Here is an 18282-nt window from a genome sequence, read left to right as displayed (position 1 = left end):
GAAACGGTATCGTCCCGACGCGACGTCGCCATTTCCACGGGGAGTTCGACATGAGACGCAAGATCTGGCTGCCCCGGGCGGCTGCGGTGCTGGTCGCCTCCGCTTCGGCGGTCGCCTTCACCGGCCAGTCCGCCTTCGCCGCCGCCACGGGCGTGGCGAAGGTGTCCGGCACCACGGTCACCTTCGTCGCCGCGACCAGCGCCACCAATGCCGTGGTGGTCAGCGGCTCGGGTCGGACGATCACGATCGACGACCGGGTCGCCGTCAAGGCGGGCGCCGGATGTAAAGCGGTCAAGGGTGACAAGACCAAGGTCAAGTGCACCGCCACGAAGAACGTCAAGTCGCTCAAGGTCTACCTGCAGAACGGGAACGACACCTTCGTCACCCGGGTCGGTGGCGGCGTCCCGGTGACCGTCAACGGTGGCGCGGGCGACGACACGATCACCGGCGGCACCGGGGCGGACACCCTCTTCGGTGGCGATGGCAACGACCGCATCTACGGCCTGGAAAGCCGTGACTCGATCGCCGGGCAGAACGGCAACGACATCCTGGTCGGCGGCCGGGGTGACGACACGCAGGCCGGCGGCGCGGGGAACGACACGCTGATCGACGACCACGGCACCGACACCCTGCGGGGTGAGGCCGGCAACGACAGCCTGAGCGGCGGCGCGGGCGACGACAAGCTGTTCGGCGGAGACGGCGACGACGTGCTCAACGGCGGTTCCGACAAGGACACGGTGAACGGCGAGGGCGGTGCCGACAACCTCCAGGGAGGTACCGGCGACGACGTGGTCGACGGCGGTGTGGGCACCGACGTTGCGAGCTACGCGTACCTGAGCGCGAGCATGGAACTGAGCATCAACATGGCGTACACCCCGAACCGGGGCAACGGCCGCGTACACAACTCGATCGGCGGCCAGACCGAGTACGAGATGCTCTTCGGGATCGAGAACCTGGTCGGTCACTCGGGCGCCGACTTCATCTACGGCGACGCCAAGGCGAACGTCATCCACACCGGCTCGGGCGCCGACTCCGTCTACGCCGGGGACGGCGACGACACCGTCTACGGCGGGCTGGGCGGCGACTACCTCAGCGGCGAGGGCGGCGACGACCGGCTCTACGCCGAGCCCGCCGGGTCCAGCACCGGGCGCGAGGTCATCCTCGCCGGCGAGAACGTGACCGAGACGCCCGGCGACACCTGCTACATCCCCAACGTCACCGACAACGTCCAGGTCGGCTGCGAGACCCTGCTCGCCGCCCCGCCGGCCTAAATCGCACCCTGGACGAACACGAAGGAGCCGGTGGCGGGCCCGCCCCGGCTCCTTCGCCGTTCTCACCACTCGCCCAGGTTCTCCAGGAACCGTTGCATCCACTGCCGGCCGGCCACGCTGGTGATCTGCCCGGCGGTGGACAGCGCGTTCGCCAGGTGCGCCGACGAGGTGGGGCGGAAGTCGGTCTGGTGCGCCTCGCACGCGTACCGCCAGCTCTTCACGTGCTCGACGCACCGGCAGCTCGTGCAGCGGTACTGGGCGCTGCTGCCCACCTGCACGAACCCGTCGTCGGAGGCGTGGAACCACTGCGCCGCCGGGCCGGGTTCCTTCTGCTCGGACAGGCAGGCCGGGCAGCGCATCACCAGGCTGAACCACTCGGCTTCCGGAACCTGGGTGTCGTACTGGCTCATCTGGGTTCCTCCTTCGCGGGCTGGGGGTGGTCGATCAGATAGGCCAGGTGCACGGCCAGCTTCCGGTTGAGTTCGCTGAGCCGGACCAGGCCGCTGCTGCGGCTGTGGGCGCGGGTGTGGAGGTGCCGGGTGGCCTCCAGCCCGGAGTCGGCGAGGAACCGTTCCTCGATCTTGTCGGACTCGTGCAGGCCACGGCCGAGCGCCTCGGCGGCGTCCAGGATGTCCCTCTCGGTGGGCACCACCTCGTCGAGATCCGGCAGCTCGTACGGGTGGTCCATGACGCAGTGCAGGACCGGTACCGCGTACTCGTCGGTGACCGCGAGTGGCCGCCGGGCCCGGCCGCCGAACCAGCGCAGGAAGTCGGCGATCATCCACTCCGCGTCCTCGATGACCGGCTTGATGATCCGTTCGAGGCTCTTGATCTGGAGGTGGACCTCCCAGCGGACGTCCAGCTCCGACTCGGTGATCCGGTCCCGGTCCGGGTGCTGGTCGAGCCGGGTGGCGGTCAGATTGCGGTAGCCCTCGCTCACCTGCTCGAGCCGCTCCAGCGAGTTGAGCAGCCGCTCCCAGGTGTCGTCGAGGAACTGGAGGGTCACCTGCTTCGGCGATTCCATGGTCTGCCGTGGCGCGACCTGACGGCGACCTCCGTTGGGGATGTCAGACACTGAGCTCGTCCTCCTCCGGACTGGTGGTACGGGTGTGTGTGGCACGGTCGAGAGCCGTGATGAGGTGTTGTTTCCGGACGACCGGGTGATCCGGCTCGTCCCACAGCGCGCCGGTCAGCGCGTCGTCGCAGACCCGCAGCGCCTCGCCGATCGAACGGTCGCGGAGTTCGGCGGCCAGCTCGTCGGCGGTCACCTCCCCGTCCAGGTACGGGGCGAGGCGGCGCTGCACGACCGTACGGATCTCCGTGGACGACGGCAGGCCCAGCTCGACGACGTCGGAGAAGAGCGGGTCGTGCCGGACCGCCGGAGGCAGGCCCCCGGTACGGGCGGTCACGATCACCGAGGCCGCGGTGGCGTACGTCAGTTGGGTCATCTCGTTGTCCACCTGCGCGAGCAGGCGACGGACCAGGTCGGGATCGCCGGCGGTGAGCCGGTCGAGATCGTCGATGAGCACGATGCTCGGCGACGTCTGCCGGGCCTTCACGAAGATGTCGCGGATCATCCGCTCGGCCTCACCCGCCCACGGGCTGAGCAGCTCGATCGCCGGCAGGCGCAGGAGCGTCGCCGACATCCGCCGGGCCAGCGCCCCGACCAGGCCGGTCTTGCCGCCGAGCGGCGGTCCGGTGAGCAGCAGCGCGCCGGGCCGGGCCACGCCGAGCCCGGCCAGCCGTTCCCGCCGGGTGAGCGGCCAGTCGACGAGCTGGAGCAGGGCCTGTTTCGCGGCCTCCAGGCCGGTCAGATCGTCCCAGTCGGGTCCGCTGAGCGCCGGGCGCAGTTGCCGGAACGCCGACGGCTGCCACGGTCCGCAGCCCTTCGGCGAAGTCGTCCGGGCCCACCTCGGCGCGGCTCAGCGACGCCGGATCCAGACCGCCACCCATCAGGCGCCGGGCCGCCGCGAACGCCGCCTCCTGCACCAGGCTGGCCAGGTCGGCGCCGACGAACCCGACGGTCCGTTCGGCCAGGTCGTCGAGGTTCACACCGGCGGCCAGCGGGGTGCCACGGCTGTGCACCCGCAGGATGTCGCGGCGCCCGGCCTGATCCGGTGCGGCGATCTCCACCTCGTGGTCGAAGCGGCCCGGCCGGCGCAGTGCCGGATCGATCGCCGCCGGCCGGTTGGTGGCGCCGATGACCACCACCTGGCCGCGGCCGTGCAACCCGTCCAGCAGCGTGAGCAGCTGGCTGACCAGGCGTACCTCCAGGTCGCCGGAGACCCGGTCCCGAGACGGCGCGATCGAGTCCAGCTCGTCGATGAAGACCACGCTCGGCTGTTTCTCGGCCGCCTCGGCGAACACCTCGCGCAGCCGGCGTTCGGCCTCACCGTAGAACTTGGACATCACCTCCGGGCCGTTGATCAGGAAGAAGTGCGCACCCATCCGCTTGGCCACGGCCCGGGCGAGCAGGGTCTTACCGGTGCCCGGCGGGCCGTGCAGGATGATGCCGCGGGCCGCGCCGATACCGAGCCGGGTGAACAGCTCCGGCTGCTCGGCCGGCCAGATGACCAGCTCGGTGATCCGCCGGATCGCCGCGTCCAGGCCACCGATGTCCGCGAAGACGTCCTCCGCGGCCTCCGGGCGGCCGGTGGTGCGGTCGGCGGTGTCCGGGCCGGTGGCGTCCTGGAGGGTCAGCACGGTCTCCGGGGTGCACCGGACCGGTACGTCCGGCGGGTCGGCGGCGACCACCTCGAAGGTCAGGTCCGCCCCGCCGGCCGGCAGCGAGAACCGGTGGCCGGGCACGAAGGTGAGCCCGGAGTCGGTGAGGCGTACCCGTACCCCGCCGGCCTGCACCCGGCCGGCCGGGAGACCGGCCACCCGGGTCAGCGTCACCTCGGTCGCGGGCCGGGCGTCCCGCTCCGGATCCCACCGCTCCACCCGGACGTTCTCGCCGGCGGTGATTCCGGCGTTGTCCAGGATGTATCCCTGCACCGCCACGATGCCCGGCGCGAGGTGCTCGCCGGTGTGCAGGCGGGCGTATCCGGCCGCTCCGGTGGCCGGGTTCACCAGCCGGACGTACCGGGGTGCGCGGTCGTCGTGCCCGCCGGAGACGCCGAGTCGCGGGGCGACGTCGGCCGCCACGACGGCCAGATGCATGCCGCGATGCCGCGGCTCCTCCGGCACGGCGGTCAGGACGACGCCGGGTTCGGCCACTCGCAATGCACTGCCCCTTTCTGTATCGCCCTCACCAGTCCGCGAGGTTGGTCAGCACGCTCATCAGCCAGCGGCGGCCACCGGCCTGTACGAGGGCGGCGGACATGCTCATCGAGCTGGCGAACAGCGCGGAATTGGTGGCGCGGTAGTCACCGCTGTGGTTGCTGCACGAATAGCGCCAATTCGATACATGGCTCTCCTCCCAGCAGCTCGTACAGCGGATCGCCGCATTGCTGCCGAGCTCCAACGGCCCGCCGCAGTCGTGGTACCAGTAACTGGCCACGGTGCTTCGCATACCGCTGCCGACGCATGCCGGGCACCGGAAGTAGAGGCGGTGATAAGTGATCACCAGTCGCCGAGGTTTTCCAGGAAGGTCATCAGCCAGCGGCGGCCGGCGACGCTGGTGAGCTGGCCGGCCGTCGACACGGCGTTGGCCAGATGGGCCGAGGTGGTCGCCCGGAAATCCGATTCGTGCTGCTCGCAGGCATACCGCCAATTGCGCACATGGTGGCGCTGAAAGCAGCTCTTGCATTGATAGTTGGCGTCGTCGCCGATCTGGAGTCCACCGCCGCACTGATGGTGATACCAGTAACCGGGCAATCCGCCGTCCCGCCCGTCGGCGATGCACGCCGGGCAACGGATGACTAAATCGAAGTACTGGGCCATGCCCCTGTCTGGCGGACAGGTTCCCGGCTATTCACGTCGCACATTGAGATCACCATGAATTCGTACCCGGACGGGTGGCGAATCATCGACGTTCGGATGAGGCCGGCTTCAAGGTCACGGATTGAGGACGGGACCTATCCGTCCTACGATCACGGGCCGCGCGTGTTCATACGGGAGGCGACGTGCTGGAATCCTCATGGTCGGTTCGTGCCGGCCTGTCTGCCATGCTGACCGTCGCCGCCGGGATGCTCGCATCGCCGGCCCAGGCTGCGTCCACAGGCATCGTCCAGGTCGTCGAGACCACCAAGGTTCAGTACAAGGCGGCCGGCGGTGACCAGAACCGGGTCGTGATCAGCCGCAGCGGCAACACCGTGATGATCGACGATGTCGTGACCCTTGCTGTCGGCAAGGGCTGTAAAGCGGTCCAAGGCGACAGGACGCGGGTGCGGTGCACCATCGCGCAGGGTCCGGCGCGAGTGCAGGTCTACACCTACGACCGCAACGACTCGGTGGACAACCGCAGCGATGTCGGCCTGAGCGCTGACGGGGGCAGCGGTGCCGACCGTCTTACCGGCGGACCACGGGGCGACCGTCTTTTCGGCGGAAGCGGAGCCGACCGCATCTGGGGTCAGGGTGGTGCCGACACGATGAATGGCAACGTCGGCAACGACGTCGTCAGCGGCGGTCCCGGGGACGACGTCGTGGTCGGGCACGACGGCGCGGACCGTCTCTACGGCGGCGACGGGCACGACGATATTCGTGGATATTCCGGCAACGATGTGCTGTATGGCGGGGCTGACAGCGACTATCTCTTCGATGGGCCGGGCAACGACCGGTCCTACGGCGAGGGCGGTGACGATGTCCTGGACCAGAACTGGGGTTACACCACGGACAGCGACCTGTTGTCCGGTGGATCCGGTCTGGATCACGTCGCCTACACCGAACGGGTCAAGCCGGTGACCGCCGACCTCGACGGCGCTACGGGTGACGACGGTCAGGCCGGTGAGCGCGACTCCATCGGCGCCGACGTCGAGTCTCTGGTCGGCGGCAAGGCATCCGACCGCCTGACCGGCAACGGAAGCCGCAACCTCCTGGGCGGTCTGGCCGGCGACGACGTGCTGATCGGGCTCGGTGGCGATGATCAGATGGGTGGTGACCAGGGTCGAGACCGGCTTTACGGTGGTGCAGGCAACGACGACATGTATGGCGACATCGATTCCGCCACGGCAGCTTCCGACTTCCTGGCCGGCGGTGACGGTATCGACACTGTCAGCTACCACAGCTACACCGCAGCCGTGAGCGTCGACCTCGACGGCGCGACCGGCGATGACGGTCTGGCCGGCGAGCACGACAGCGTGGGCGCCGATGTGGAGAACATCTACGGCGGCGCGGGCAACGACCGGCTCACCGGCAATGCCGCGGACAACTACATCACCGGCGGCGCGGGCAACGACATCGTCACCGGCTATGCCGGGAACGACTTCCTCCAGGGCGAGGCGGGCCTCGATCGCCTCTACGGCGGTGACGGCGACGACGACCTGCACGAACAGGGCGACACCACCGGCACGGTGGACCTGCTCGACGGCGGCCCGCACGGCACCCGCGGCGACGGCTGCCGGGAGTCCCCCGGCGACACCCTGGTCAGCTGCGAGTTCTGACCGCCGTCCGCCATATCGACGCACGCGCGAACCGGATCACGTTCCCGTTCGTAAGATGCCATGGGCCGCCGACCGGTGGCTGTCCCGTTCGTGGAGGGAAACCACTGTGACGGCATCGCTGGCCGAGCGGCGACAGGCCGGACTGACCGCGCTCTACCTGGGCGTTTTCGGGATGATCTGGTTCAGCGTGCCGGACAGCCGGCCGCCCCTGGGCACCTACCTCGTGGTGGGCAGCCTGACCTCGATCCTGGTGGCGGGCATCGGCGCGCTGGTGGTGCTGCGGGCCCACCGGCAGGGCCCGGTGGAACGGAATGCGACCACCGACCGCCGGTATCTGGTGATCTTCGCGGGCGAGCTGGCGGCGGCCGGTTTCGGCGCCGTGCTGCTCGCCGTCATCCATCAGTCCGAGTACATCCCGGTCCTGATCGGTGCGGTCGTCGGGCTGCACTTCCTGCCGCTCGCGCCGGTGCTGCGGGATCCCGCGCTGCGGGTGCTCGGTGTCGCGGTCTGCCTGGCCGCGCTGGCCGGCCTGATCGCCGGGCTGGCGTCGGATGTGACGCCGGCGCGGGTGACCGCCTCCGGCATCGGGGTGCTGCTCCTCGGCTATGCCATCGGAGCGCTGATCCGGATCGTGGTGCGGCGGCCCGGCCGGTGAGACCGGGCCGCCGAAACCATCAACCGATCGCGTACGCCCGGAAGACGGTCGCCTCGGTGTAACCACCGTTGGTGTAGGTGGCCCGGGTGCGCAGCGAGACCGCGCCGGACGCCGGGTTCGGGACGATCGCGTGCCAGACGCCGTTGATCTTCCGAACCGGAACGGAACGCCAGGTCCGCCCGCCGTCGGTGGAGATCTTCGTGCTCAGCGACTTGAGCTTCGGGTTCGCGCCCCGCTTGGCGTCGGTGTCGTGGCCGGCCCGGTTGAGCCTGATCGCGACGTTCGTGGTGCTGCCGGCCTTGGCGCGGTTCCAGTTGTTCAGGCCGGCCGGGACGTGCTGCACGGTGAAGAGCGGGGGCAGCACGCTGGTGTCCGGCTTCGCCGGGAACCGGAAGACGACGCCCGAGGCGGTGGAGAGCATCCCGCTCGGCAGGGTGATGCCCGGGTAGTACCGGGTGGCGTTGACGCTGAGGGTGTACCAGCCCGCCTTCTTGACCCAGTACTCGAGCTGCGGCCCGTAGACGCCGTAGGTGCCCACCTTCCGGGTCTTCACCGTCTTGCCGCCGGTCTTGAGGGTGGCGACGACCTTGGCCGGGTCGCCGGACCAGCGGAAGCCCGGATCCGTGAACATGTCGTCGAGCGAGTAGTTCATCCGGCCCCGGATCACCGTCGGCAGCTCGTAGCCCGGACCCGTGGCCGCCCCGTTGAAGCGGACGAACGCCGGCTTGCCGGCGGCCACCTTGCGCGACGCGAACAGGCTGTCGACGTTCCAGCCCTCGCCGGTGCTGGTGGTCGCCTGGCTGTCGCTGCGCAGATGCCAGTTGCCCGGGGTCAGGTGGACCTTCGAGTAGGTCGGGTCCTCGGTGGTGAACAGGTTCGAGTACAGGTCGGTGGCGCAACCGTCCTGCGGCTGCACGGCGAAGCCGTTGTAGTTGGCGATGCCGGTGCCGCGCCGGGAGTCGACCGTGACCGTGCCGAGCGATGCCCGCTTGAAGGCGCGGGACGGGGTGCTCGGGACACCGTTGCTGCGGTGCACGACCGCGTAACTGTCCCCGCTGCCCAGCGCGTTGGTCCAGGTCCCCATGGCGGCGAACTGGATCTTCTTCGAGGCGGTGGGGATGACGTACACCGGGCTGTCGTCGGAGCCGTACCCCTCGACCGACGTGCTGATGAAGGAGTCGACGCAGAGCCGGGCCTGCGTCCGCTTCTCCAGGCCCGTGACCGCGGGGCTGATCCCGAGGTTGACCGGCTTGCCGTAGCGGGCGTCGAGGGTCAGCTTGGTCGAGCCGGACACCTTCACCGGCTTGCCCCCGAGGGTGGTGGTGTAGCCGGTCGGGATCGCGGCCAGCACGGCGTAGCTGCCCTTCGGCAGCTTCCTCGCCTTGCCGGTGCGGATCGTGTACGACACGTTAGTGCTGACGTTGATCACGTTGGCCGCGATGCTCACCTTGGCGCCGGAGCGGTTGACGGCGGTGACGGTCAGCGTGTTCGTGGCCGCGATCGCGGAACCTGTCGTGCTGACGAGAACGGCCGCCGAGACGGCCGTCGTGATCAGAGATCGAGAAAGGAGAGTGAACATCCATCAACCCCGTGAATGGAAGGAGAGTTCAGAGATCATCGCATAGAACGGAACCGTATCGATGTCCCGGGGAAACGCCCTCCTGATGGGCTTTGTCCCCCACGTACCCAAAAATGGCAGTGTAAGGTCCGGTTTTTACCGCTTGGGCGAGTAGGCTCCGGGTCCTGTGGACAGCCTGAGGCGGGACAGCGTGGACCCGGCGGCGCGCGACGCCGACCGGCTCGCCGAGCTGTTTCCCATGGTCGTCACCGAGGTGATGGGCGCGGACGGCCGGGCCGCCCGGGCCATCGACTTCGACCAGCTGCGGCGGCGACTCGGGAACCACGTGGTCGAGGGCGAGCGGGAGCGTTACCGGCTGGACTGGCCGGGCAAACAGCGGGCGCAGCGCGAGGCGCGTGAACCGGCATCGGGGACATTGCGTCCCGTCCGCTCCGAGTCGGTGGATTTCGACACCACCGGCAATCTGTTCATCGAGGGCGACAACCTCGACGTGCTGCGGTTGTTGCAGGAGCCGTACCTCGGGCGGATCAAGCTGATCTACATCGATCCGCCCTACAACACCGGCAACGACTTCATCTACGACGACGACTTCTCACAGACCCGGGCCGGCTACCTGACCGGATCCGGTCAGGTCGGCGCGGGTGGCGTGCCGCTGGTCGCCAATCCCGAGTGGGGCGGGCGGTTCCACTCGAACTGGCTGACCATGATGTACCCACGGCTGGCCCTGGCCCGGAACCTGCTGGCCGACGACGGGGTCATCTTCATCTCGATCGACGACCACGAGATCGACAACCTCAAGAAGATCGGTACGGAGATCTTCGGCGAACAGAACTTCGTCGCGCAGATCATCTGGCAGAAGGTGTACGCCCCGAAGAACTCGGCCCGCTGGTTCTCCGAGGACCACGACTACATCCTGGTCTTCGCGCGGAACCGGGAGCGCTGGCAGCCCCGGCCGCTGGCCCGGACCGAGGCCATGGAGGCGCGTTACCGCAACCCCGACGACGACCCGCGCGGCCCGTGGAAGGCCGAGAACATGTCGGCCCGCAACCGGTACGACGCCGGCGTCTACCCGATCACCACCCCGTCCGGTCGGGTCATCGACGGGCCGCCCCGGGGCAGCTACTGGCGCATCTCCCGGCAGCGGTTCGACGAACTGGACGCGGACGGGCGGATCTGGTGGGGCGCGGACGGCGACAACGTGCCCGCGGTCAAGCGGTTCCTCTCCGAGGTGGCGGCCGGGCGCACCCCGCAGACGCTGTGGCCGTACGACGAGGTCGGGCACACCCAGGACGCCAAACGGGCACTGCTGCGTTACGTCCCGTTCGAGAACACGGCGAACGTCCTCAACTCGGTCAAGCCGGTCGAGCTGGTCCGCCGCATCCTCCAGTTGGCCGGCGACCCGGGCGACGGCGACATCGTGCTCGACTTCTTCAGTGGCAGCGGCACCACCGCGCACGCCGTCCTGGAACAGAACCTGGCGGACGGCGGCAACCGGCGCTTCATCAGCGTGCAGATCCCGGAGCCGCTGCCGGTCACCGAGGCCGGGCTGGCGTCCATCTTCGAGATCGGCCTGACCCGGGTCCGCAACGTGGCCGCCGAGATCCGCGCCCGGCACCCCGGGACGGCGCTGGACCTAGGGTTCCGGGTGCTGCGCTGGGACACCTCGGGTCTCACCGACGCGCGGGTGCCGCCGGACACGCTCGACCAGGCCGGCCTGGCCGCGCACACGGACCGGATCCGGCCCGGGCGCACCGGGGAGGACCTGCTGCTCCAGGTGCAACTGGACTGGGGTCTGGACCCGGCCACGCCGATCACGGTGGCGACGGTCGACGGGCGGGAGATCCTCACCGCCGGTGAGCTGGTCGCCTGTTTCGCCGCCACGGTCAGCCCGGCGGTGGTCCGGGCGGTCGCCGGGCGGCGGCCGCGGTGGGCGGTCTTCCGGGACTCGGCGTTCGCCGGGGACGCCGACCGGATCAACGCCGGCCAGGTGTTCGCCGAGGTGTCGCCGGCCACCGACGTGAAGGTCCTGTGAGCGGTGCGGCTCCAGTTCAAGGTGCAGGCGTACCAGACCGAGGCGGTGGCCGCCGTGGTGGACTGCTTCGCCGGGCAGCCGCGACGGGATCCGGGCAACCGCAACGCGCCGCTGCGACTGGACCCGGAGCGGCTGCTGGAGAACATCCGGGCCGTGCAGAAGCGGGCCGGGCTGCCCCTCTCCACGGTGGCGGCCCGCAGTGACGCGGCCCCGGACGGCACCCCGAACCTGGATGTCGAGATGGAGACCGGCACCGGCAAGACGTACGTCTACATAAAAACGATCATGGAACTGAACCGGCGGTACGGCTGGGCGAAGTTCATCGTGGTGGTGCCCGGGGTGGCGATCCGCGAGGGGGTGCGCCGGTCGTTCGAGGTCACCGGCGAGCACTTCCGGCAGGCGTACGGAACGCGGCCCCGCCATTTCGTGTACGACTCCTCGGAGCTGCACGAACTGGAGCGGTTCCGGGACGGCTCCGGCGTACAGGTGATGATCATCAACGTCCAGGCGTTCAACTCGGCGGCCCGTGACAACCGGCGCATCTACGAGGAGCTGGACGCCTTCCGGTCGCGGCGGCCGATCGACGTGATCAGCGCGGCGCGACCGGTCGTGATCATCGACGAGCCGCAGCGGATCGGTTCGGCCCGGTCGCTCGCCTCACTGAGCCGGTTCGACCCGCTGATGGTGCTGCGGTACTCGGCCACCCACCGGGTCACCCACGATCTGGTGCACCGGCTGGACGCGCGGGAGGCGTACCGGGAAAGGCTTGTAAAAAGGATCACCGTGATCGGCCTGGAGTCGCCGTCGTCGGCGCCGGTCACCGCGATCCGGCGGGTGCAGATCCGTGAGGTGATCCGGGCCCACCTGGACAAGGAGCGGGAGCTCTGGGCGCGCGGGATCAAGGTGCTGTCCCTGCTCTTCATCGACCGGGTCAGCCGGTACCGGGACTACTCGGCCGACGACGAGCTGGGGGAGTACGCCCGGATCTTCGTCGAGGAGTACCGGGGTCTGGTCGCGGCCGAGCCGGACGGCGACTACCGGCGCCACCTGGCGTCGATCCCGGTGGAGCGGACCCATCAGGGCTACTTCGCGATCGACCGGCGGACCCGGCGATGGGTCGACCCATCATCTACCGATATAGATGCATACAGTCTGATTCTGCGGGATCGAGAGCGGCTGCTGTCGCCGGAGGAGCCGGTCCGGTTCATCTTCTCCCACTCCGCTCTGCGCGAGGGGTGGGACAACCCCAACGTTTTCGTCATGGGCATGCTCAAGAGCAGCGACAACACCGTGTCCCGGCGGCAGGAGGTGGGCCGGGGGCTGCGGCTCGCGGTGGACCGCAACGGCGAGCGGATGGACGATCCGGCCGTCGTGCACGAGATCAACGAGCTGACCGTGGTGACCGACGAGTCCTACGCGTCCTTCGTGGCCGGACTGCAGAAGGAGTCCGGTCTCGGGGCGGTGACCGACGGCCGTCGTCTCACCCGGCTCGCGCGCAACGCCAACTTCCGCCGGCCGGAGTTCCAGACGGCGGTGGAGCGGATCAGTCGTCGGGCCGTCTACCGGGTCGATTTCGACTCCGCCGAGCTGATCGCTTGTTGTGTCGCCGCTCTCGACGCTTCGCTGCGTGTCTCTCCACTGCGGATCGAGGTGCAAGACGGTCAGCAAATACGGATATATCCGATTCCGGGAGAGCCACGGGACCTGCTAGGTGATCTTGCGGGGCGAACCGCGCTGACGCGGCGAACGATCGGAGCCATCCTCGCTGGAGTCGACCCGCAGACCTTTGGCCTGTACCGCAACGATCCCGCCCGATTCGCAGAGGAAGCTGAAACCCTGATAAATAGAGAAAAGGCCGAATTGGCCGTGCGAGGGCTCAGCTACGACATCCTCCCCGCCCACCGGGAGATCTTCACCGACGTCCGGCCCAGGATCGATCTCACCCACGCCGGCCCACGACTTTTCAAGAACATCTACGACCACGCCACCACCGACCTCACCCTGGTCCACGAGCTGGAGACCCGCGAGGACGTGGTCGTCTACGCCCGGCTGCCCGGCGACTACGCCATCCCCACCCCACTGGGCGACTACCACCCCGGCTGGCTGGTGGCCCTCGACGACGGCTGCACGGTGATCGCGGACGACCGGAACACCGACCCGGCGCGGATCGAGTGCGCCAAGCGGTTCTTCGCCGCCCTGGGCGTCCCGTTCAGCGTCGCGGCACCACGAGCGGCGTCCCGGTCCGCGGATGACCGAACACCTCGACCCCGTGCTGGTACACGTCGCTGAGCAGCTCCTCGGTGAACACCTCCCGGGGCGGCCCCGCACCGCGGACCCGTCCCGCGGCCAGGACATAGGCCCGATCCGCGTACGCCGCCGCCAGCCCCAGATCGTGCAGAACCACGACGACCGCCGCCCCACCGGCGGCCCGGTCCCGGACGGTACGCAGCACCAGCTCCTGATGCCGCATGTCGAGCGCCGCGGTCGGCTCGTCCAACAGCAGCACCGGCGCCCGCTGGGCCAGCACCCGGGCCAGCGCCACCCGCGCCTGCTCCCCGCCGGACAGCTCCGGGAACGGCCGCCCGGCGAACCCGGTCGTCCCGGTCAGCCGCATCGCCTCGTCCACCGCGTCCCGGTCGTCGGCGCTCTCCGGGCGGCCGGCCCACGGCGCCCGTCCCATCGCCACCACCTCACCGACCGTGAACGGGAACGACAGCGTCGCCTTCTGCGGCAGCACGGCCCGCCGCCGGGCCAGCTCGACCGGTTTCCAGGCGCGTACCTCCCGGCCGGCGATCTCGATACGCCCGGCCGCCGGAAGGTCGCCGGCCAGCGCGGCGAGCAGGGTGGACTTCCCGGCGCCGTTCGGCCCGACCAGCGCGACGACCTCCCCGGGCGAGACGTGGAGATCGACACCGTTCACGACGGCCCGGTCGCCCAGGCGGACCTCCACCGCGACGGCTCTCATCCCCAGCCTCCGGCCCGGGCCCGGGTCCGGCGCAGCAGCCAGAAGAACGCCGGCCCGCCGACCACCGCGGTCAGCACCCCCAGCGGCAACTCCTGGTAGTCGATCGCGGTCCGGGCGACCAGATCACCGGTCACCACCACGATCGCGCCGGCCAGCGCGCTCGCCGGGATCAGCACCCGGTGCCCCGGCCCGGCGATCATCCGGATCAGGTGCGGCACCACCAGCCCGACGAACGCGATGATCCCGGTGAACGCCACCGCCGACGCGGTGAGCAGCGCCGTCGCCACGATCGCGGTGATCCGCAACCGTTCGGTGCCGACGCCCAGATGCCGGGCCGGGCGTTCGCCGAGGGCCAGCAGGTCCAGCTTGCGGGCCTGACTCCAGGCCACCGCGAGACCGGCCGCGGCACACGGCGCGGCCACCGCGACCGCACCCCAGGTGGCCTGCGCCAGGCTTCCCAGCTGCCAGAACGCGATCGCCCGTACGCCGTCGTCGTCGGTCACGAACATCAGCAGACCGAGCAGGGCGCCGGCCGTCGCGTTGACCGCCACACCGGTCAGAACCAGCGTCACCACCTCGGTCCGGCCACTCGCGCGCGACATCGCGTACACGATGAAGGTGGTCAGAACGCCGCCGGCGAAGGCCGCGGCCGCGGTGGTCCAGACACCGGCCACCGTGATCCCGCTGACGATGGCCGCGGCCGCGCCGACGGCCGCGCCGGACGAGACGCCGATCACCCCCGGCTCGGCGAGCGGGTTGCCGAAGACGCCCTGCATGAGCGCGCCGGCGCACCCGAGAGCCGCGCCGACCACCACGGCGAGCACCACCCGCGGAAAGCGGACCAGCCACAACGCGTTCTCACCCTGCACGGCCGACGGCAGTGGACCGAGATCCACACCGAGCCGGTGCAGCACGGATCCGGCCACCTCGGCCGGCGAGATCGGCACCTGCCCGCGCCCCGCCGCGATCAGGCCGACCGTCACCAGCCCCAAACCCAACCCCACGATCAGAACCATGCTCTTGTACGGGCTGAGCGCGCGCCTTTCGACCTTCCTCAGCACGGGCCGTAGACCGCCTTGGCCAGCGCCTCGACCGCCTTGCCGGTACGCGCACCGAAGTTCAGCAGGATGCCGTCCTCCATGTCGATGATCCGGCGGTTGATCCCGGCCGGGGTCTGCGCCACCCCCGGCAGTTCGAGCAGCCCGTCCACCCCGCCGACCGACTTGAGGCCCTCGGTCATCACGAGGATCACGTCCGGCGCCGCGTTGATCAGCCCTTCGCTGGTCAGCGGCCGGAACTTCGCCAGCCCCGCGGCGGTGCCCGCGTCCACCGCGCCGATCGCCTCGATCATCGCGTCCGAACCGGCCCCGTCCCCGCCGATCATGAAGACCCCGGCCGTGCCCCGGACGTAGAGGAACGCGATCCGCGGCGGCGTTCCGTTCCTCGGCGCCGACGCCCGGGCCGTGTCGATCTCCCCTTGTACCCGGGTGACCAGGCGTTCCCCGGCCTCGGCGACGCCCAGCGCCCCGGCCACCGCCCGGATGTGGTCCGGGATCCGCTCCAGGGTCTGCTCGTCGTCGACGATGACCACCGGGATGCCGGCGTCCCGGATCTGCTTCAGCACGGTGGCCGGGCCGATGCTGTCGTCGGCGATCAGCACGGTCGGGTCCAGCGCCAGGACCGCCTCCGCCGACAGGTCGTGCCCCTGCGGTGTGACCAGCGGAAGTTTTGCCGCCGACGGGAAGGCCGTCGAGGTGTCCCGGCCGATCACCCGGTCACCGAGGCCCAGGCTGAAGACGATCTCGGCGAGTGAGCCGTACAGGTTGACGGCCAGGATCCGGTCGGCCGACCGGATGGTGACGTCGCGCCCGTCCGCCGATTTCACCGTGACCGGCAGTTGCGGGGTGGGGCGCGGGTCGAGCGGGCTGACGTCCTCGTCGGCCAGTCGCGCGGTGGCGATGCCACAGGTGCTCGCGGTTTCCGGGCCCACCTCGCTGACCGTGGTGCAGCCACCGGTCAGCAGGACGGTCGCGCTCACCACGACGACGGCGATACGACGGATCATGGCTGGTTCTGCCCTTCCTCTCGCGGGCCCACCTGGATCGAGGCGGCGCTGTGGCACGGCCGGTCGGCGCTGCGCGGCGGCACGGTCACTGCCGCCCGCGTCGGCGGATGCGGCCGATCACGCCGGCCGCCAGGGCGCCGGCCAGGAACGCGCTACCGATCGCCCACCAGTGACCGAGCGGTGTGGCGTTGCTCGTACGGTTCAGCGCGGGTTCGCCGGCCTGCAACGCGACGGCCGTCGTGGCCGCCGGTGGTGCGGCGGTCGCGAGCCGGCCGGTCGGCGGCCCGACCGGGGCGGACTGCCTGGTGCCCGGTTTCGCGGTGGTCCGCACGGTCCCGGTGGGCGCTGGAGTCGTCGTGGTTCCACCGGCCGCCGCCGCGAACCGGATCGGGATGCGCACGTCCTGCGACCGGTCGGCGGTCCGGGTGTGATCGTTTCGGGTCACGACGGCGCAGCCCCGAACCGCGCAGTCGATGTCGCCGATCATCCGGGTGACCCGTAGCGACACCGTGAACGAGCCGCCCTTGCCGTACGGGATGGTCAGTCCCTCCGCATAGGAGGGTGGATTCGACGAGACCCACACCGAGGCGCCCGAACCGCCCGACGTGTCGGCCCCGCCCCCGCACGGCGACGGCAGCACCCCGGGGCCGTTGTCCAGGCAGAACGCGACGTAGATGCCCTTCGTGACGTCGTACCCGCGACCGGTGACGGTGACCGTCTCGCCGGCCCGGTCCAGGCCCCTGGTCTTGGAGACCGAGAGCCGTCGCGCCGCCAGCGCGGGTGAGCTGGTCGTGGCGACCACGAGCAGTGCCATGGCGGCGACCGCCGCCCGCGACCCGATGCGCACCGCGTCCTCCATCCCGGATTCGGATCTCGCATGCCCTTGATTGATCATGTGAGTTAGGTGAGGCTACCCTAACCGAACCTGAATCGAAGCTCATCGGAGGCAAAACATGGGCACACGTAACGGCCCGCATCGGGCCGCACTCCTCGCCGGCGCGATCGCCCTGGGTGCCGCGTCGGCGCTGACCGCTGTCACGCCGGCCTTCGCCGCCCCGGTCGACGTTGCCGGCGGCAGCCTGGACTGGGGCTTCAAGGCCTCGTTCCGGGCGTACGTCTCGACCGGCAACGGCACCCCGCCGATCGCCACGAGCAACGGGGCGACCCGGAACACGGACGGCACGTTCGACTTCCCGGCCACCGGGGGCACCTACGACGCCGCAGCTGGCACCGCAACTGTCAGCTACGGCGGAACGGTCGTCTTCTCGTACCCCGCGCATCTGTTCGAGATCACCGTCTCCAACCCGACCCTGGTCGTGGACGGGGACGGCACCGGCTCGCTCAAGGCCGACGTCGACCTGGTCGCCGACAACGGCGCCACCGACCAGCACCTGGACCAGGCCGAGATCGCCACCCTGGTGACCACGGCCCCCACGGTCACCGACGGCGACGTCTCGTTCAACGCGCTCGCCGCCACGCTGACCGCGTCCGGCGCGTCGGCGTTCGCCGGGTTCTACCCGGCCGGCACCGCGCTCGACCCGGTGACCGGGTCGGCGTCGGCCTCTGACGAGGACCCGACGGATCCGACCGACCCGACCGATCCCACCGACCCGGGCAGTGGCGGCGGCTCCGCGGCGCAGACCGTCACGGCGGCCGTCTCCGGCGGCGCCCTGACCCTGACCTCGGCGGGTTCGGCCGTGGCGCTCTCGGCGGCGACGCCGGGCCAGACCGCGACCGGCAACCTCAACGCGGTCACCGTCAGCGACCTGCGCGGCACCAGCGCCGGATGGGACCTGGTCGGTCAGGTCACCGAGTTCACCGCGGCCGGCGGGGCCGTCATCCCGGCGGCCAACCTCGGCTGGACCCCGAGCGCCCAGGTCGCCACCAGCGGTCTGGTCGCGGCGAACGGCGCCAAGAACGCGGTGACCGCCGGCGCCCCGGTGGCCCCCGGCGCCGGCCTCGGCGCCAGCCGCACCCTGTGCACCGCCGAGACCGGAAGCAGCCTCGGCAGCGCCACCTGCGGCGCCGCCCTCAACCTCGGTATCCCCGAGTCCAGCGCAGCGGGTGAGTACAGCGCGGTGCTCACCCTGACGCTCGCCTGATCCGGGCGTCGCCCGGCATTCGTGGGTGAGGGAACCGGCCGGGGATTCCGCAACAATCCCCGGCCGGCCC

General features: G+C 70.3%; 17 protein-coding genes. 6 read left to right on the top strand and 11 right to left on the bottom strand.

Annotated features, from left to right (window positions below):
• Positions 1-50: 50 nt before the first annotated feature.
• Entirely contained in the window at positions 51-1271 is a 1221-nt protein-coding gene (locus BJ964_RS09215) for a calcium-binding protein (RefSeq protein WP_188120286.1), read from the top strand.
• Between the two features lie 62 nt (positions 1272-1333).
• On the opposite strand, the gene BJ964_RS09210 is transcribed toward BJ964_RS09215, so the two are convergent.
• The 6 genes from BJ964_RS09210 to BJ964_RS09185 form a co-directional block, all read right to left on the bottom strand.
• Entirely contained in the window at positions 1334-1681 is a 348-nt protein-coding gene (locus BJ964_RS09210; RefSeq protein ID WP_183224100.1) for a hypothetical protein, read from the bottom strand.
• Complete coding sequence (locus tag BJ964_RS09205; RefSeq protein WP_188120285.1) at positions 1678-2346, bottom strand: hypothetical protein; 669 nt, start codon at positions 2344-2346, stop codon at positions 1678-1680. Before BJ964_RS09205 ends, BJ964_RS09210 begins: the two co-directional genes overlap by 4 nt.
• The gene (locus tag BJ964_RS09200) at positions 2339-2929 is read right to left on the bottom strand and encodes an AAA family ATPase (RefSeq protein ID WP_262479589.1); all 591 of its coding nucleotides are present in this window, start codon (positions 2927-2929) and stop codon (positions 2339-2341) included. The genes BJ964_RS09205 and BJ964_RS09200 overlap by 8 nt, the downstream gene beginning before the upstream one ends.
• On the bottom strand, positions 2859-4490 hold the full coding sequence (locus BJ964_RS09195) for an AAA family ATPase (protein ID WP_229806983.1): 1632 nt from the start codon (positions 4488-4490) through the stop codon (positions 2859-2861). Before BJ964_RS09195 ends, BJ964_RS09200 begins: the two co-directional genes overlap by 71 nt.
• A 31-nt stretch (positions 4491-4521) precedes the next feature.
• Positions 4522-4773 carry a hypothetical protein gene (locus tag BJ964_RS09190; protein ID WP_183224106.1) on the bottom strand — a complete coding sequence of 84 codons (252 nt, stop codon included), beginning with the start codon at positions 4771-4773 and terminating at the stop codon, positions 4522-4524.
• Positions 4774-4835: 62 nt separating this feature from the next.
• Complete coding sequence (locus tag BJ964_RS09185) at positions 4836-5156, bottom strand: hypothetical protein (RefSeq protein WP_188120283.1); 321 nt, start codon at positions 5154-5156, stop codon at positions 4836-4838.
• A gap of 182 nt (positions 5157-5338) precedes the next feature.
• Here BJ964_RS09185 and BJ964_RS09180 point away from each other — a divergent pair, with 182 nt between their 5' ends.
• Both BJ964_RS09180 and BJ964_RS09175 read left to right on the top strand, forming a co-directional pair.
• Positions 5339-6814: a calcium-binding protein gene (locus tag BJ964_RS09180; RefSeq protein ID WP_188120282.1), complete on the top strand. Its 1476-nt coding sequence runs from the start codon at positions 5339-5341 to the stop codon at positions 6812-6814.
• A 106-nt stretch (positions 6815-6920) separates the two neighbouring features.
• Positions 6921-7469, top strand: coding sequence for a hypothetical protein (locus tag BJ964_RS09175; RefSeq protein ID WP_188120281.1), 549 nt, complete (start codon positions 6921-6923; stop codon positions 7467-7469).
• A 19-nt stretch (positions 7470-7488) separates the two neighbouring features.
• Here the strand turns inward: BJ964_RS09175 and BJ964_RS09170 are convergent, their stop codons facing one another.
• Positions 7489-9048, bottom strand: a complete 1560-nt coding sequence (locus tag BJ964_RS09170) for a hypothetical protein (protein WP_188120280.1) — start codon at positions 9046-9048, stop codon at positions 7489-7491.
• Positions 9049-9214: 166 nt separating this feature from the next.
• Here BJ964_RS09170 and BJ964_RS09165 point away from each other — a divergent pair, with 166 nt between their 5' ends.
• Together BJ964_RS09165 and BJ964_RS49065 are read left to right on the top strand one after the other, a co-directional pair.
• Positions 9215-11080 carry a site-specific DNA-methyltransferase gene (locus BJ964_RS09165; RefSeq protein ID WP_229806965.1) on the top strand — a complete coding sequence of 622 codons (1866 nt, stop codon included), beginning with the start codon at positions 9215-9217 and terminating at the stop codon, positions 11078-11080.
• Positions 11081-11083: 3 nt separating this feature from the next.
• The gene (locus BJ964_RS49065; RefSeq protein ID WP_188120279.1) at positions 11084-13369 is read left to right on the top strand and encodes a DEAD/DEAH box helicase family protein; all 2286 of its coding nucleotides are present in this window, start codon (positions 11084-11086) and stop codon (positions 13367-13369) included.
• On the opposite strand, the gene BJ964_RS09155 is transcribed toward BJ964_RS49065, so the two are convergent.
• The 4 genes from BJ964_RS09155 to BJ964_RS09140 all read right to left on the bottom strand — a co-directional run bounded on the left by BJ964_RS09155 (position 13290) and on the right by BJ964_RS09140 (position 16957).
• A complete protein-coding gene (locus BJ964_RS09155; RefSeq protein ID WP_188120278.1) occupies positions 13290-14045 on the bottom strand; it encodes a heme ABC transporter ATP-binding protein in 756 nt (251 codons plus the stop codon). The genes BJ964_RS49065 and BJ964_RS09155 overlap by 80 nt on opposite strands.
• Complete coding sequence (locus tag BJ964_RS09150) at positions 14042-15049, bottom strand: FecCD family ABC transporter permease (RefSeq protein WP_229806966.1); 1008 nt, start codon at positions 15047-15049, stop codon at positions 14042-14044. Before BJ964_RS09150 ends, BJ964_RS09155 begins: the two co-directional genes overlap by 4 nt.
• Before the next feature lie 50 nt (positions 15050-15099).
• A complete protein-coding gene (locus BJ964_RS09145) occupies positions 15100-16110 on the bottom strand; it encodes a heme/hemin ABC transporter substrate-binding protein (protein WP_188120277.1) in 1011 nt (336 codons plus the stop codon).
• A gap of 85 nt (positions 16111-16195) precedes the next feature.
• A complete protein-coding gene (locus tag BJ964_RS09140; protein WP_229806967.1) occupies positions 16196-16957 on the bottom strand; it encodes a hypothetical protein in 762 nt (253 codons plus the stop codon).
• Positions 16958-17063: 106 nt separating this feature from the next.
• Between BJ964_RS09140 and BJ964_RS09135 the strand changes: the two genes are divergently transcribed.
• On the top strand, positions 17064-18212 hold the full coding sequence (locus BJ964_RS09135) for an HtaA domain-containing protein (protein WP_188120275.1): 1149 nt from the start codon (positions 17064-17066) through the stop codon (positions 18210-18212).
• Positions 18213-18282: the final 70 nt, after the last annotated feature.

Source organism: Actinoplanes lobatus (genome assembly GCF_014205215.1).
GTDB lineage: Bacteria > Actinomycetota > Actinomycetes > Mycobacteriales > Micromonosporaceae > Actinoplanes > Actinoplanes lobatus.
Note: the sequence above shows the minus strand (reverse complement) of the source record. Positions and strands in the feature narration are given on the sequence as shown.